Here is a 15,600-nt window from a genome sequence, read left to right as displayed (position 1 = left end):
CATCCTTTTATGCATGTCTTATCCCAAAACCGCTGCGCGATTTTGGGCGACCTGCATTGTCACTTTGTGATGCCGAGCTTCTTGCAGCCTTCGGCATAGCGGTCGACGCAGAGCTCTTCGGCGGTGTTGATCTTCTTGTCGATGATCTCGGCCTTGAGGTTTTCCTGCGTCACCACCGCCGGCGTGAACAGCTGCGATGGGGTGTCGTAAAGGGTCATTTCGGCCTTCGGCGTCTCGCCCGACAGAAGCTGGACGGCGACGTTGGCGGCAGCCGCCGCAACGATCTCGCTCGGCTTGGAGATGGTGTTGTACTGATCGCCGGCGATGATCAGCTGCAGTGCGGCGATCGTCGCGTCGTTGCCGGTCACCGGCGGCACCGGATCGACACCGGCGGCCTTGAAGGCGGCGATGGCGCCACCACCGGTGCCGTCATTGGCCGCAACGACTCCGACGATCTGCGTGGAGAAGCGGGTGATCTGGCCGCTTGCCCATTGCTGCGCCTTCGGCGGCGCCCATTCCGGCGTGTCGTATTCGGCAAGGATCTTGTAGCCGCTGTTGTCGAGGCTGGAATGGATGCCCTTCTTGATCAGCCCGGCGGCCGCGTCGGTCGGCGATCCGTTGATCTGCAGCAGGCCGCCGCTGGCGGGGTCGACCTTCAGCGCCTTGAGGTGTTCGACGAGCGAGTCGGCAATGGCCTTGCCGATGCCTTCATTGTTGAACGAGACGTAGAAGTCGGCAGGTGCAGTCGGGATCGGGCGATCATAGGCGATGACCTTGACGCCCTGGCTCTGCGCCAGCTTGACCAGCGAGGCGGCGGCAGTCGAGTCGACAGGGTCGAGCACGATCGCCTTGGCGCCTTGCGAGATCACCGAGTTGAACTGCTGCTGCTGGCGCGAGGCGTCGGCATCGGCGTTCTGGTAGATCACCTTGCAGCCGGGGCAGAGTTTTTTCATCTCGGCGACGAAGCCGGGATAGTCGTGCTGCTCGTAGCGCGTCGAGGCCTGGTCGGGCATCAAGAAGGCGACCGTGGCGTCGGTAACCGGGGCGGCAAAGGCAGCGGTGCCGCCAAGAAGAGAAAGAGTGAGCGCGATGGCTCCCGTCGATTTCCAGGCAAATCTGGTCATTTCGATAGCTCCGTTTCAAGGAATGGTTTCATGAAGCCCTGGACACCACATGGCGCCGGGCCTTGACTGCAGTCGGGCTGTTGCGAGGAACAACGGAGCACTTGATCCGTGCTGCGCATCCTCTTGATATCTCTGGATTTCGGGACAAGCGATCTCCAGCACGGGACGCCTCCAACGCACCCCGCGTTCTTACCTCAGTAAATGTCTAGGCTCCTCCCGGTCCTCCCTGTTAGGCGGCAATCTCCGCGCTGACGTTTTCCGCCAGCAGGGCCCTGAAGCGCGAAGGCGACATGCCTTTCTGGGTCAGGAACTGGCGGTTGAAATTCGAGATGTTGTTGTAGCCGGCGGCATAGCAGATCTCGGTGATCGGCATGTCGGCCTCGCTCATCAGCAGCTGGCAGGCAAGGTTGATGCGCAGCCGGTTGACATACTGCACCAGCGCCATGCCGGTGTGACGGCGGAAGCTGCGCGAAAACGCGCTCGGGCTGCGCCCGGCGATCGCCGCCAGATCGCTTTCGCTGAACGGCTCGGTCAGGTTGGCGTTGATATAGGCAAGCGCCTTGTTGACGCCGGCCGACATGAAGCCTGAGGGATCTGGCAGATAGCTGGCGCTGGTCAGCGTCCGCACATCGGCGGCGCGGCTCAGAATATCGATCAGCTCCATGAACAGCGCGATGCGGCGAACGCCTTGCGCTTCGACCAGTTCGGCCAGCACAGGTGCGGCGAGCTTGGCGGTAGCGGTGGAGAACAGCGCGCCGCGGCGGCTGAGCTCGAGAATGTTTTCACAACCGGCAAGTTCCGGCAACGCGGCGGTGGCGTCGGCAATGAACTCTTGCGAGAACTGCACGACGCGGCCGCGCAGCGGCACGCTGGCGCCTGCCGGCACGTCGCTGACCCAGTTGTGCGGCAGGTTCGGGCCGGTGAGCACGAGATTGCCGGGCTCGAACTCGCCGATGAAGTCACCGACGAAATAATGGCCCGTGGTGGCGACGACGTGATGGATTTCGTATTCGGGGTGGAAGTGCCAGCGCACCGTGTGGAAGGGGTAGCCGTGGGCCCAGGCCTTGAACGACTCGCCGCGTCTGATCTGGACGACTTCCAAGTCCGGATTCATGTCAGTTCCTCCCGGCGCCGGTCCGGTCATGCGACCAGTTGCAGTGCCATCTCCCGCAGGCCGCGTTTGCCGCTCTCTGCAGTGATCGAAGCTTAGGCGGCAATTCATGCAGCCGCCACCACGGTGTGTCCACCTCACTGATACTTTTTTGACGTTTTTGTGGTCAAGGCGATACGTTTGCGAGTACGCGGGAGAGATCAGGCCCCGCTTGCGAGACGGTAACGACGCAAACGTGTCGCCGGCGACGAGAGCTGGTCGTTCGATTTCGGCTCCGTCACAGTGATAGTATGCAAAGGGAGCGGATCGGCATGACAAGGACGTTCACCTACTCCGGCAGCCCTGCGCATATTGTCTTCGGCAATGGCGCGTCGTCCGAGGTGGGCACCTGGATCGAAAAGCTCGGCTGCAAGCGCGCGCTGGTGCTGTCGACGCCGCATCGGGCTGCCGACGGCGAGGCGCTTGCCAAGTCCCTCGGCGCGCTGGCGGCCGGCATCTTTTCGGGCGCCGCCATGCACACGCCGGTCGAGGTAACCCAAACGGCAATGGCCAAGGCAACCGAGGTCAAGGCTGACTGCGTTGTCGCGCTTGGCGGCGGCTCTACCACCGGTCTCGGCAAGGCGATCGCCTGGCGCACCGACCTGCCGCAGATCGTCATCCCGACCACCTATGCCGGCTCGGAGGTGACGCCGATCCTCGGTCAGACCGAGAACGGCGAAAAAACCACAATGCGTGACGCAAGGATCCTGCCGGAAGTGGTGATCTACGATCCAGAGCTGACCGTCGGCCTGCCGATAGCGATGAGCGTCGCGTCAGGACTCAACGCCATGGCGCACGCGGCCGAAGCGCTTTACGCGCAGGATCGCAATCCGATTTCCACCCTGATGGCGAAAGAAGGATTGCGCGCCATGACGGCGGCGCTGCCGGTGTTGACCAAGGAGCCTGGAAATATCGATGCACGCGGCGATGCGCTTTACGGCGCCTGGCTGTGCGGTACGGTGCTCGGCGCCGTCGGCATGGCGCTGCATCACAAGATCTGTCACACGCTCGGCGGCTCTTTCGACATGCCGCATGCCGAGACGCATGCGGTGATGTTGCCGCACACGATCGGTTTCAACGCCGTCGCGGTGCCCGACTTGTTGAAGCCGGTCGCCGACTTGTTTGACGGCAGCGCCGGTAGCGGTCTCCACGATTTCGCCAAGGCGGTCGGCGCGCCCCTTACATTGAAAGAACTCGGCCTCAAGCAGGCCGATCTCGACCGCGCCGCCGAGATTGCGACCAGGAACCCATACTGGAATCCGCGGCCTTTCGACCGCGCCGCAATCCGCGCCCTGTTGCAGGACGCGTGGGAGGGAAGGCGTCCGCAAAACTGACGTCAACAAGCAAGGAACTTACCCGCCGCGAATTCATCAGGATACCGCCATGAGTGGCTCCGCCTGATCGGCGCAGGCCGCTCACGGTTTTGTGCGCGTGAAAAACTGCGCGGCTCGAAAAGCCCATTGACATCAGCCGTATTTTCGACGCAAACGTTATATTGTTACTGTTATACAGTTACACAGCCCGCCTCTCCGGCGACATACATTTCAGACTGCAAGGAGACCACGGATGCGTCGCATTCCCTTTCTCGCCGCGCTGCTCGTCGCGGTGCCGCTTTTGACCGGCACGGCTGCCCGCGCCGAAGACAAGCTGACCATCGTGGCGGCCGAGAATTTCTATGGCGACCTTGCCCGCCAGATCGGCGGCAGCAACGTCACCGTCACCAGCATCCTGGCCAATCCCGACGACGATCCGCATCTGTTCGAGACCAGCCCGTCGACGGCGCGCACCATCGCCGATGCCAAGATCGTCATCTATAACGGCGCCGATTACGATCCGTGGATGGACAAGCTGCTGTCGGCCTCGACAGCCAAGGATCGCACGACCATCGTCGCCGCCGACCTGATCGGCAAGAAGTCGGGCGACAACCCGCATCTGTGGTACGACCCGGCGACGCTGCCGGCCATCGCCAAGGCGCTGAGCGCCGACCTTGCCAAGCGCGATCCGGCCAATGCCGTGTATTATGAGGCGAACCTGAAGGCATTCCAGACCTCGCTCGAGGCCATTGACAAGGAAATCACCGACGTCAAGAACACCTATGCCGGCACCGAAGTGACGGCTACCGAGCCGGTCTTCGGCTACATGGCGGAAGCGCTCGGTCTCAAGATGCTGAACTACGATTTCCAGGTGGCCTTGATGAACGATGCGGAGCCGAGCGCCACGCAGGTGGCGGCGTTCGAAAACAGCCTGAAGGACGGCTCGGCCAAGATCCTGTTCTACAATTCGCAGGTGACCGACGAGGCAACGACAAGGCTGCTCGACATCGCCAAGCAGAACAAGGTCACGGTCATCGGCGTCACCGAGACGGAACCGGCGGGTCAGACGATCCAGACTTGGTTCGGCGGCCAGATCGACGCGGTCCAGAAGGCGCTCGCCGCCCGCACACAATGAATGTGACTGCGAATGAATGTGACTAAATGAACGCAATCGAATTCGACAAGGTCACGCTGACCTATGGGGGACGCCGGGTTTTATCCGACGTCTCCTTTTCTCTACCGCAAGGCGCCTTTGTCGGCCTGCTCGGCGCCAATGGCGCCGGCAAGACGACGATGCTGCGCGCCATTCTCGGCCTGATCAAACCGGCCGGCGGCGCCATTTCGGTGCTTGGCAAATCGCCGACGCGCGGCAACGCCGACATCGGCTATATGCCGCAGGCGCGGCGCGCGCTTGGCGATGTCGGCGTCAGCGGCCTCGACTTCGTGCTGAGTGCCGCCGGCGGGCATCGCTGGGGCTGGCCCGTCGCATCGGCTGCCGAGAAGGAGGCGGCGTGGAAGGCACTTGAAGAGGTGGGCGCCGGCAGCCTCGCGCGCCGTCCCTTGGGCGAGCTTTCCGGTGGCGAGCGCCAGCGCATCCTGATCGCGCAATCGTTGATCGGCAATCCGCAACTGCTTTTGCTCGACGAGCCGCTGATCAGCCTCGATGCGGGCCATCAGCGCGCGATCATCGACCTGGTGCACGACATCGGCGAGCGGCTCGGCATTGCCGTGCTGTTCTGCTCGCACGAGATCAACCCGCTGCTGCGCGCCGTCGACCGCGTGCTCTATCTCGGCAACCGCAAGGCGGCGATCGGTTCCGTCGACGAGGTCATCAGCGGTCCGGTGCTGTCGAAACTCTATGGCACGCATATCAATGTGGTGCGGGTTGCCGGCCGCATCTTCGTCATGGCCGACGATGTCGAACTGGAGAGCGGGGCGCATGTCCACGATCTTTGACTATGAATTCATGCGCAACGCCTTCTATGCCTGCACCATCGTCGGCATCGTTTCGGGCGCGGTCGGCTATTTCCTCGTGCTCCGGGGCCAGACCTTCGCCGGCCATGCGCTCTCCCATGTCGGCTTTCCCGGGGCCACCGGCGCCGGCCTGATCGGGCTGTCGCCGTTTCTCGGCCTCACCGTGTTCACCGTCGCCGCCGGCATCGGCATCGGCCTGCTCGGCGAACGCGCGCATCGCGACGTCGCCATCGGCATCGTTTTGACGCTGTCGCTCGGCCTGGGCTTGCTGTTTCTGCATTTCTACACCGCCTTCGCCTCGCAGGCGACCAACGTGCTGTTCGGCAATGTGCTGGGCATCAGCCTGCGCACCGTTATCGTGCTTGCGGTGCTGGCGGTGGCGATCCTTGTCGCGCTTTTGCTGATCGCGCGCCCGCTGCTGTTCGCCAGCCTGCAGCCGGAACTCGCCGAAGCGCGCGGCGTGCCGCTCACTCTTGTCTCGACCCTGTTCATGGTGCTGGTCGCCGTCGCCACGTCCGAGGCGGTGCAGATCGTCGGCGTGCTGCTCGTCTTCGCGCTGATGGTGGCGCCTGCAGCCACCGCGCTCAGGCTTACCAGCGGCGTCGGAGCCGGCGTGCTGACGTCCATCGCGCTTGCCGTGATCATCGCCTGGATCAGCCTGACGCTAGCCTTCCTGACCGACTGGCCGACGAGCTTCTGGATCACGGCGCTGGGCGCGGCGGCCTATGTCGTCAGCGGCATGGTCCGGCGCCCGTCGGTCCGAGAGACTCAGAGCGCCGACGCCGGCCCCTGAGGCTTGCCCTCCGGCGGGTCGATCGGGTCGGCTGGGGTGCAAAACTGACGTTAGGGAAATACACCCAAAAAAAGTCAGGTCTACAATCCGGCTCCTGAAACGTTTCAGCCGCGAAAGACAAATTCATTCAATCGCCTAGATCGCGACCTCTGTCGCGCCAAAGGTCCGCTCCTGAGCGGCCGGAAAATCCGGAAAACCGCCATTTCAAGCGCATTTTGCAGCGGCGAATGGCGTCCGCGCGGCCGGTTGGAAGCTGGCCGGGAGGTGCAAAGGCGACCCCCCGCGGCCATCGCGGGCGGCGTTGACAGACCGCGGTGCTGCATGCGTATAGCAAGCCATGGGTCACGCCATGGCCGTGGCGGTTGAGACGGGGCTGGGGGGTTTCGTAACAACAGCATTGACGGCCCGGCGCCGGACGGGCGGCATGCACTCTCGAAGTGCGCCGCTCGCTCTTGGCTGACGCGCGGGCGACCCGGCAGCAGTCCTGGCCTGCGTTCTCTCGACCAGGCTCCGCAGAACGCCATCGTCTCAGCTTTTCGATCCGCATCGGTTCGAAGCGAACGAGGTGACGCCCTCTTAACCGATATTCGCTTCGCTACGTCCCCCTCCCCTGCTGGGCGAGGGGGACGCTGGCGATGAACCGCGCCGGCCGAGGTGTATCGGCACCGATCAGGCAAGCCTGACGACGTCGATCAAGCAAGCTTGACGACGAAGTGCTTGGTTACCGGCTCGATGATCTGCCAGGTGCCCTTGAAATCGGCTTCGACCACGAACGCATCGCCCGGACCGACCTCGACCGGCGTGCCGCCATCGGGCGTGATGATGATGCGGCCGGCGATCATGTGCACGAACTCATAGTCGGTGTAGGTGGCGTGATAAGTGCCGGGCGAGGCCCGCCAGGTGCCCGACAGCACCTTGCCGTCGGCGGTGGTGTGCTGCACGGCGGTCTGCATGGTCGGCCGGCCCGCCACAACGATCCAGCCCGGTAAGTCGCCGCCCTCGGCATGCTCGACAGCGCCGAATTTGAAAATGGTGGTGTTGGTCATGGGAGGCTCCGTTTGAATTGCATGGCTGCCGGTTGGATAGCCGATGCGTGTGACGGGAGCAACGCAAGGGCCGACCCCGGATGTCGGAGATTTGGCGAAGGAGGCGGGGAGCTAATCTCCCCCATCGAGGGGGAGATGTCGCCGAAGGCGACAGAGGGGTCGCCGCGCGTGGAGCGCCTGCCTTCACTTGCAGGATTGGGCCAGTCCGGTCGAACCGACCCCCTCTGGCCTGCCGGCCATCTCCCCCTCAAAGGGGGAGATCAGCGGCGTCGCCTCCTCCAATGTTGCACTGCGTTAGATTTGTTGCATTGCGATATCGACCCATAGGGCGGAGTCTTGGTCCGACTGTCAACGGTTGCAGCGCCGTGTCCCGTTGGGCGCAAAGCTGCCGCACGTATGATCCCGGCGCGATCGTTACTCGCCGAGGCGGGGTCATGCACCAGCACGAGGTGGCAAATCGTGTCAGCATCGTTCCGGCCCGATATCGAAGGACTGCGTGCCTTGGCGGTGGCAGGCGTGATCGCCTTTCATTTCGGCTTCACCGGCCTGCCCGGCGGCTTCACCGGCGTCGACATCTTCTTCGTCATCTCGGGCTATCTGATCACAAAACACCTGCTTGCCGAAATCACCGAGACCGGGCAGCTCAACCTGTGGCGCTTCTATGCCAGGCGCGCTCGGCGGCTGTTGCCGGCGTCGCTGTTCGTCATCCTCGCCACACTGGTGGCCGGCGCCTTCATCCTGTCGCCGGAGGAACAATCGCTCTATTCCAAAGGCGCCATGTTCGCCTCGGCCTACATGATCAATCTGTGGCTGATCCGCTGGTCGTTCGATTATTTCGCCGCCGATGCGGCCAGCAACCCGTTTGTCCATTTCTGGTCGCTGTCGGTGGAGGAGCAGTTCTATGTCGCCTGGCCGGCGCTGCTTGTGCTCGCGGCATGGCTGCGCCCCGGCAAGCGCGGCGCGATCCTGGTGATCGGCATTGCCGGCCTCGTCTCGTTCGCCGTCTGCGCGTGGCTCACCACGGTCTCGCAGCCCTGGGCCTTCTATTTCTCGCCGCTACGCGCCTGGGAGTTCGCCGCCGGCGGGCTGGCCAGCATGGTGCCGCAACAAGTCTGGCAAAACCGCCCGCGGCTCGCCACGCCGCTGGCGTGGCTCGGCCTGGCGCTGATTGCCAGCGCCTATCTTTCCTTCAGCGACGAAACGCCCTTCCCGGGTTTCCTCGCCCTGGTGCCGGTGGCCGGCACCGTGCTGTTGCTGCTGGCAGGAGCGGCGCACGCGCAGCAGGAGAGCGCCAAGAAAAGCCCCATCAAGGCACTGGCGCTGGCGCCGCTGCAATGGGTCGGCAAACTCTCCTACTCGCTCTATCTCTGGCACTGGCCGGTGATCGTGTATGCCACGATGCTGACGCCGGAACTTTCGCCGCTGCAGCGGCTCGGCTGCTTTGCGCTGACGCTGGCGCTGTCGGGGTTCACCTATCATGTCATCGAAAACCCGATCCGCCGCAATGGCTGGCTGATGGCCAGTGCGGCGCGGGCGCTGGTGCCGGCCGTCCTCCTGACCGGTACCGGCGTCGTCGCCGCTTATGCCAATGCCAGGCTCGCCGTCCACGATCTCGATCCTGCGCAGCGCAGCATTGCCGCCAGCGCCGCGCAGCCTTCCACGGCGCGCGCGGCCGGCTGTATTCTCTCCTTCGAGACAGTGCCGCCGAAGGCCTGCGTGTTCGGCAACAAGGACGCCGGGCGCTCGATTGCGCTTTTCGGCGATTCGCATGCCGACCACTGGTCGACGCCGCTGATCGAGGCGGCGGCCAAGAACAACTATCGCCTCGTCACCTATCTCAAATCGTCCTGCCGTGCCTCGCGGGTGACGACCTGGAACTGGCGGCTGAAGCGCGACTACACCGAATGCGACCAGTGGCGGGAGCAATCGGTCAAGGACATTATCGCGTTGCACCCGCACATGGTGGTGATCTCGGAATTTTCGATCGGCAATGTGATGAAGGAATCGCCCGAGGAACTGAAGCACGCCGATTGGAACGAGGAGTGGAAGACCGGCCTGCGCTGGACGCTGGCGGCATTCAGCGGGGCCGGGATCAAGGTCGCGGTAATCCGGGACGTTCCCTACAATGGAAGCTATGCCGACAAATGCGTGGCGCGGGCGCTGTGGCGCGGGCAGGTGCCTGAAGTCTGCGACACGCCGAGGGACGCGGCGGCGAACGACGACATCGCCGCGGCCGAGCGCGACGTCGTGCGCAGCGTGCCCGGCGCCACCTATGTCGACCTGACCAGCCAGTTCTGCGACGCCCAAACCTGCCACGTGTTCATCAACGGCCAACTCGCCTTCCGCGACCGGCACCACCTGGCGACGCCATTTGCTGAATCACTGGAGCCGCTCTTGGAGAAGGCGGTGTTTTAGGGGCGGCGAGGTAGGGGGACCTGACGGCTGACGCTCAGTTGATGCGAGCTATGCCACAAACACATCCTCTCGATGGTGAGCGAGGTAAGCCTGCTGCGGCGGGGTGAAGGTGCTAGTGCGCCAGACGGCGGGGGCTTCGGCAAAGCCGAAACTCTGCATCACCAATTGCTCGAATCCGAGCCGCCGCAAATCAGTCTTGTCGACGCGCTGGGATATGAGGACCTGCCCGCTATCTTCAAAACTGATGAAGCCACGGTCAAAGAGGTGGTCGGCATCAGGCGTGAGGAGCAGCCCGTTCATGCCGTCCAAGCGCTCCTGCGCGGAAGCGCATAGGCGCCAAGGTTTGATGTGGCTTGCAATCAGCAACGAGGGATTGGTGACCCCTGTGAGTCGGCACGAGCGCTCCATGGCTTCGACATTGGAACGAAATTTACCTTGGCCGCGACGAGCTTGAATGACGCTCGTCTTTACAGTGTCCTCGAGTTGGAGGTCGTCTCGGATACGGCGCTCAACGACGTCCTCTAAAATTTCATTGACGACTTCGAAAGTGAGACTGTTTGCGCCACCACGCCTCAAAGCTTCGCGGTCGAAAGCTGTACCCGCGACAATTGTGTGAAACACCTCTTGCGATACGCTCGCGAGATAGGCGTTTTGACGGCCTGATCCGGAGTTTGGGTCGATGGGCGAGTATCGGGCAGGCAGAAGCGGACCCAATTCGCCAATTATGTCCGACGGGCGCACCGTCGGCAGGAGCGGCGCCCAATACACCGGGAGAAGCCAACCTTCCTCGTTCCAATTGGCTCCAGTGTTCTTGAACTCCGGTGGTTTCGGTGCTGTGAATGCAAACTCCGCTACCCGACCAATATAGCGCACGGCTTGACCGAAAAAAGACAACACGAGGTCACCAGGTGTCGCCCGACGCATATTTTTGTAGAACTCGCTGCGTGCCCCATTCTTCTGAGTTTTGGGCGACCAGAGATATTGCCCGTCGATCTCTTGGCGGGCGGTCTGACTGTGATTTACCCACCAGAATTGCGACATCGTTTTTGATTTTAATAGTTGCCGTCGGGGGTAAGCTCTATTCGAGACCTGTCTCGCCTACAAGCAGGGAGCCGACCTTATTGCCAGGTGCGACAGGCGGCGTAACTGCATCTTTCGGCGAGACGCCAAGAAGAGCGTAGGGCGACGATAGTCGCCGCCCCCACCCCGCTTGCAAATCGCCCCCCAAATGCCATCTAGATCACAGGCGCACCGCCGGTGCGCCTTAGCCACGGAGCATTCACTTGACGCAGCGAAGCGGCAGTGCGGACTTGCCGCTGCATGGCGGGCGGGTTCCGAAATGGCTGGGTGACCGCATGACGCGGCTGGGCGCGGTGCTGTGCGAGGCGATCATCCATCATTATGGCCGCGACGAGCTGTTGCGGCGGCTGGCGCATCCGTTCTGGTTCCAGTCTTTCGGCGCCGTCATGGGCATGGACTGGCACTCCTCGGGCATCACCACTTCGGTCGTCGGCGCGCTGAAGCGCGGGCTCAATCCGATGTCGCGCGAGCTCGGCATCCATGTCTGCGGCGGGCGCGGCGCGCATTCACGCAAGACGCCGCAGGAGCTGGCGGCGATCGGCGAGCGCGTCGGCATCGATGGCGCGGCCCTTGCGACCGCCAGCCGCCTGGTCGCCAAGGTCGACAGTGCCGCCGTGCAGGACGGTTTCGACCTCTATCTGCACGGCTTCATCGTCACCGACGACAGCCGCTGGGTGGTGGTGCAGCAAGGCATGAACGGCGACAGCAGGCAGGCGCGCCGCTACCACTGGCTGTCGGAAGGGCTGACCAGTTTCGTCGACCAGCCGCATGCGGCGATCGAGGGCGAGCGGCAGGGCGAGATCGTCAACCTGACCGATCATCGCGCCGAGCCATCGCGGACCGGACAGCTCGACCTGTTGAAGACCATGAGCCCGGAGCGGATCCTTGACGAGCTAGCGGTGCTGGAGCCGCCGTCGAAAGCAGCGCCTGCGAAATCATCCGCGCAGCCGATGCTGCCCAATCTGGTGATGCCGGCGCATCACGACGTGCGCGAGAGCGACATCGTCATGCACCGGCTGCACGGCAACATCTCGGCGGCCATCGAAAGCGGGCCGGCCAATTTTCCCGAACTGCTGCTGGTGCCCGGCGTCGGCGCGCGCACAGTGCGGGCGCTGGCCATGGTGGCGGAAGTGGTGCATGGCGCGCCTTGCCGGTTCTCCGACCCGGCGCGCTTTTCGCTTGCCCATGGCGGCAAGGACCGCCATCCCTTCCCGGTGCCGCTGAAAGTCTATGACGAGACGATCGCGGTGCTGAAATCGGCCGTCGGCAAGGCCAAGCTCGGCCGCGAGGAAGAGCTTGGCGCGCTGAAGCGCCTGGATGGCGAGGCGCGCCGGCTGGAGCGCTACGTCACCGGGCCGAGCCTTAAGGAGATCGTCGCCGGCGAGTTCGACCAGTCGCATCTGCTGGGAGGGCGCAGTGTGTTCGGGTGGGAGAAGGCGGCGGAAAGCGACGACGGTTCAGACAGGGGCCGCCAGTAGCGGCCTGTCCATCATGCAGAGATAGTGCGCGGCCCATAGAAACACGTGCTCGGCTGTTTTGATAATGCTTGCAAAGACCCATTTCTCAAGTGATGCTCTGCCAGGCGAGGCTCGGCATGAAGACATTCGCATGGACGTTGGTTTTCGTGCTGCTGGCGATTGGCGGCGCGATCGCCCAAACGACGCCTGAGCCTGTCATACTGGCATATACACCGCCGATGCACTTCGTCGTTGTACGCAACAGCACGCCAGGATGCGAGCCGACATGCCCGGAATGGATTTCGGCGGAAGGTCACATCGTGGCCGGCACGCCAGCTTTGCTGAAGGCTTTGCTGAAAAAACTCGGCCCCCGCAAATTGCCTTTGGCGTTGAATTCCCCCGGGCGGCGAGACCGATGCGGCGATGGCGCTTGGCCATATGATCCGCGCCAGCGGGCTCGACACGATGGTTGGCAAGACGGAGTTCTCCGAATGCGCGCCAGACACGAAAGCCTGCGGGCCGGGCGACCTCCGCTTCGGCGTCGCCAACCCCGTCGGCGCAGTCTGTTCGTCAGCTTGTACGATGGTTCTTGCGGGCGGCGTACGGCGCCTGGCAGACAGCCGCGCCTTTGTCGGCATTCACCGGATCATGCTGCCGACCGCCAAGAAAATCCACGGCAAGAAGACCATCGTCCTCGTTCCGATACCCAAATGGTATGAACGCAAGGTCGACAGCTATTTCACCGAGATGAAAGCAGGTTCGTGGATCGTATCGGCCATGCAAAAAATACCCGACGACAGCATACGATACCTCGTGACATACGAACTTTTGGACCTGAATCTGATAACCGAAACCGGTCACGGCGACACGCGCACCTCCATCGATATCTGCAAGACCACGCCGCCGGCGGGCAACTGCCGAACGGTCAGGCAATAGGAATAGCGGGCCACGTAGGTCGTCGAAGCGCCTGTTTCTCAACAGCAACCCTTCACTTTACGCGGCACCCTTCAACAGGTCTTCCGGCCGCCCCTCGACGAGCGCAGCAATATAGCTTTCCAGGCTGGTCGTGCCGCGCTCCGGGTTTTCCGGCTCCGCCGGCTTGTCCAGCGTGGCCCCGGTCATGCGGGTGTAGGACTCGGCCGCCGCTTTGGAGAAGCCGAGTTTTTCGTAGGTTTCTGTCCAGCGCTCGCGCGGCACCGTGACCACGCGCACGTTTTTGCGCAACGCCGCACTGAAGGCTGCGGCGACATCGGCGGCTGAGTAGCGCCGAGGGCCCTCGATATAGTGCGTGCCGGTCTTGTCCGTCGGCTCCAGCAGACGTCTCGCCGCGGCCTCGCCGAGATCCTGCGGCGCCACCATCGGCAGCTCGAAATCCGCCGGGAAGAAGGAGGTGATGACGCCGTCGCGCCGCGCCGTCTCCAGGGCCTGATCCCAGTTGCTCATGTAATAGGCGGCGCGGTTGACGCTTGCCGGAATGGCCTGGGCCTTCAGCTTCTGCTCGAGGCCGTAAAGGACGGTGAGATCGCCGACACCCTCGCCGGCCTGCGCGCCGTAGGTCGATTCCGCCACCAGCTTTTCGAGGCCGGAGCCCTCCAGCGCCGCCGCAATGGCGCCAACCGTCTTGCGCTCCTCGGCGTCGGTGTCGGTCGATGGATCGGCCGGCGGGTTGAGCAGAAACGCCCGCTTGCCGCGCCGCAAGACTTCACGCAGCGCCTCGACATCGAGCACATCGGCAACCGCGGCCTCCGCGCCCTGTTCAACCAACCATGCGGCCTTCGACTCGTCGCGCGTCACCACCGTGACATCCTCGCCCTGCCGCAACAGCGCCATTGCCGCCGCCGAGCCGACATGGCCGGTACCTCCAAGAATGACATGCATGGTCTCGTCCTTCCCTTGCCGATTCATGCCGGATTAATAGCTGGGGCGGCGAAGGGTTCAAAAATCGGGGGACGATGCTGACAGGAGGTGACGCTGAACTTCCTCGCAATGCACGGCGCAGGGGTCGTTCGCATCTTGCAAAATTATGGAACGAGGTCGTGCCCAGCGAGTTATATTAGCGCAACCTTGAATAGGAGGCAGCTATGAGAAAGCTCCTGCTTGCTTCGGCTATCGCTATCACTGCGGCGGCGGCGATGATCGCCCCGGCGAATGCCGGCGGGCGCGTCGTGATCGGCATCGGCAACGGCTACTATGACGATGACTACAATGACAGCTATGGCGACTATTACGATCGCTACGCTCCTCGCCCCTACTACCAGTATGATGCCTACGATAACGGCTTCAGGTACCACAGGTATCACAGGCACCATCGCCATTGCCGTATAGAGTTGGTCAAGCATTGGCGCCATCATCACAGGATCGTCGAGGAAATTCGCGTTTGCGAACGGTGATCCGATAGGGTGAAACCGGTCGGCCGGCATCTGCCGGCCGGCCGCTTCCTGCGCGGCTGCCGGCCTTATCGCGGCTTCCGCATCAGCATCATCCCGTAACCCACGGCCAAAAGGTCGAGCCCGACCTTCAACAGCTTCACCACCACATCTCGTCCCTCGCCGGTGCGTTCGGCGAGCGCCTTCACCGACTGGCCTTCGAGGCAGATTTTGCGAACCACCTCCGCCACTTCCCAGTGGGCCATGGCGGCGATGGCATGGGTGTGGGCGCGGCCGGCGTTGAGCACGCGGTCGGGGATGCCGCCATTGATGCGGCCGCCGTCAATGCGCTCTTCCCACGGCATCGGCCGCAGCCCGTCACGCGAGGCGCGCTCGAAATCGTCGCGAAACCGCTGGCCGGCCTCACGCTGCTGGCGGGTCAGCGAGGTGATGCCGACCAGCGGATCGACATTGCGCACCCGCACGATGCCGCCGGTCGCGGTGTAGCCGTCATTGGAGACCTCGTAGACGCGCCGCGCCTCTTCGGTGCCGACGCTCAACCGCTTGCGGCCGAAGCGATCGTCCTTCAGCGCGAAATCATGGCCGATCTCGCGGCGGATGCGCACCTGCTCGGCTTCGCCCGCAGGCACTTTCGGCGGTTTGGCTTTCTGCGCGGTTTTTTTGCTCATCGGGGGATCCTTGTGGGATTGGGTTGTTGAGCCGGGAGGTTGGCGTTCCTTCGCGCCCCCCTCTGCCCTGCCGGGCATCTCCCCCACGAGGGGGGAGATCGGATGTCGCGTCGGCTTTCGCCAATCACCACCGCCGTTGGAAGGCAGTGCGAGCGAGCTGCCAATTTCCCCCCGCGTGGGGGAGATGTCCGCC

Annotated in this window: 14 protein-coding genes; 8 read left to right on the top strand and 6 right to left on the bottom strand. The window is 63.4% G+C overall.

From position 1 onward, the window contains the following. Positions 1 to 59 precede the first annotated feature (59 nt). Positions 60 to 1,124, bottom strand: coding sequence for an ABC transporter substrate-binding protein (locus tag NLY44_RS02190; RefSeq protein ID WP_023672498.1), 1,065 nt, complete (start codon positions 1,122 to 1,124; stop codon positions 60 to 62). 229 nt (positions 1,125 to 1,353) lie between these two features. Beyond that, positions 1,354 to 2,238, bottom strand: a complete 885-nt coding sequence (locus NLY44_RS02185; protein ID WP_023702911.1) for an AraC family transcriptional regulator — start codon at positions 2,236 to 2,238, stop codon at positions 1,354 to 1,356. Between the two features lie 308 nt (positions 2,239 to 2,546). On the opposite strand from NLY44_RS02185, the gene NLY44_RS02180 reads away from it, so the two are divergent. The 4 genes from NLY44_RS02180 (at position 2,547) to NLY44_RS02165 (ending at position 6,354) form a co-directional block, all read left to right on the top strand. Beyond that, on the top strand, positions 2,547 to 3,608 hold the full coding sequence (locus tag NLY44_RS02180) for a maleylacetate reductase (protein WP_023805594.1): 1,062 nt from the start codon (positions 2,547 to 2,549) through the stop codon (positions 3,606 to 3,608). A 232-nt stretch (positions 3,609 to 3,840) separates the two neighbouring features. Continuing rightward, on the top strand, positions 3,841 to 4,722 hold the full coding sequence (locus NLY44_RS02175; protein WP_023708690.1) for a metal ABC transporter solute-binding protein, Zn/Mn family: 882 nt from the start codon (positions 3,841 to 3,843) through the stop codon (positions 4,720 to 4,722). A 26-nt stretch (positions 4,723 to 4,748) separates the two neighbouring features. Further along, the gene (locus NLY44_RS02170) at positions 4,749 to 5,543 is read left to right on the top strand and encodes a metal ABC transporter ATP-binding protein (RefSeq protein ID WP_023735454.1); all 795 of its coding nucleotides are present in this window, start codon (positions 4,749 to 4,751) and stop codon (positions 5,541 to 5,543) included. Further along, on the top strand, positions 5,527 to 6,354 hold the full coding sequence (locus NLY44_RS02165; protein WP_023685454.1) for a metal ABC transporter permease: 828 nt from the start codon (positions 5,527 to 5,529) through the stop codon (positions 6,352 to 6,354). The genes NLY44_RS02170 and NLY44_RS02165 overlap by 17 nt, the downstream gene beginning before the upstream one ends. Before the next feature lie 692 nt (positions 6,355 to 7,046). Here NLY44_RS02165 and NLY44_RS02160 read toward each other — a convergent pair. After that, positions 7,047 to 7,400 carry a cupin domain-containing protein gene (locus NLY44_RS02160; protein ID WP_023672492.1) on the bottom strand — a complete coding sequence of 118 codons (354 nt, stop codon included), beginning with the start codon at positions 7,398 to 7,400 and terminating at the stop codon, positions 7,047 to 7,049. A 459-nt stretch (positions 7,401 to 7,859) separates the two neighbouring features. On the opposite strand from NLY44_RS02160, the gene NLY44_RS02155 reads away from it, so the two are divergent. Then, positions 7,860 to 9,815, top strand: a complete 1,956-nt coding sequence (locus tag NLY44_RS02155) for an acyltransferase family protein (RefSeq protein WP_023805595.1) — start codon at positions 7,860 to 7,862, stop codon at positions 9,813 to 9,815. A 48-nt stretch (positions 9,816 to 9,863) separates the two neighbouring features. On the opposite strand, the gene NLY44_RS02150 is transcribed toward NLY44_RS02155, so the two are convergent. Then, a complete protein-coding gene (locus NLY44_RS02150) occupies positions 9,864 to 10,856 on the bottom strand; it encodes an HNH endonuclease (RefSeq protein ID WP_023805596.1) in 993 nt (330 codons plus the stop codon). A 242-nt stretch (positions 10,857 to 11,098) separates the two neighbouring features. On the opposite strand from NLY44_RS02150, the gene NLY44_RS02145 reads away from it, so the two are divergent. Next, entirely contained in the window at positions 11,099 to 12,373 is a 1,275-nt protein-coding gene (locus NLY44_RS02145; protein ID WP_023805597.1) for a DUF763 domain-containing protein, read from the top strand. Positions 12,374 to 12,790: 417 nt separating this feature from the next. Continuing rightward, entirely contained in the window at positions 12,791 to 13,288 is a 498-nt protein-coding gene (locus NLY44_RS02140) for a hypothetical protein (RefSeq protein WP_156941016.1), read from the top strand. A gap of 57 nt (positions 13,289 to 13,345) precedes the next feature. Here the strand turns inward: NLY44_RS02140 and NLY44_RS02135 are convergent, their stop codons facing one another. Beyond that, a complete protein-coding gene (locus NLY44_RS02135) occupies positions 13,346 to 14,230 on the bottom strand; it encodes an NmrA family NAD(P)-binding protein (RefSeq protein WP_023805600.1) in 885 nt (294 codons plus the stop codon). A gap of 203 nt (positions 14,231 to 14,433) precedes the next feature. Between NLY44_RS02135 and NLY44_RS02130 the strand changes: the two genes are divergently transcribed. Further along, the gene (locus tag NLY44_RS02130; protein ID WP_023693854.1) at positions 14,434 to 14,742 is read left to right on the top strand and encodes a hypothetical protein; all 309 of its coding nucleotides are present in this window, start codon (positions 14,434 to 14,436) and stop codon (positions 14,740 to 14,742) included. Between the two features lie 65 nt (positions 14,743 to 14,807). Here NLY44_RS02130 and NLY44_RS02125 read toward each other — a convergent pair whose 3' ends face one another. Further along, positions 14,808 to 15,407, bottom strand: coding sequence for a DUF6456 domain-containing protein (locus NLY44_RS02125; protein ID WP_023693855.1), 600 nt, complete (start codon positions 15,405 to 15,407; stop codon positions 14,808 to 14,810). Between the last annotated feature and the right edge of the window lie 193 nt (positions 15,408 to 15,600).

Source organism: Mesorhizobium sp. C089B (assembly GCF_030323125.1).
Classification (GTDB): domain Bacteria; phylum Pseudomonadota; class Alphaproteobacteria; order Rhizobiales; family Rhizobiaceae; genus Mesorhizobium.
The sequence above is the reverse complement of the archived record's forward strand: the minus strand, read 5'-3'. Positions and strand labels throughout refer to the sequence as shown.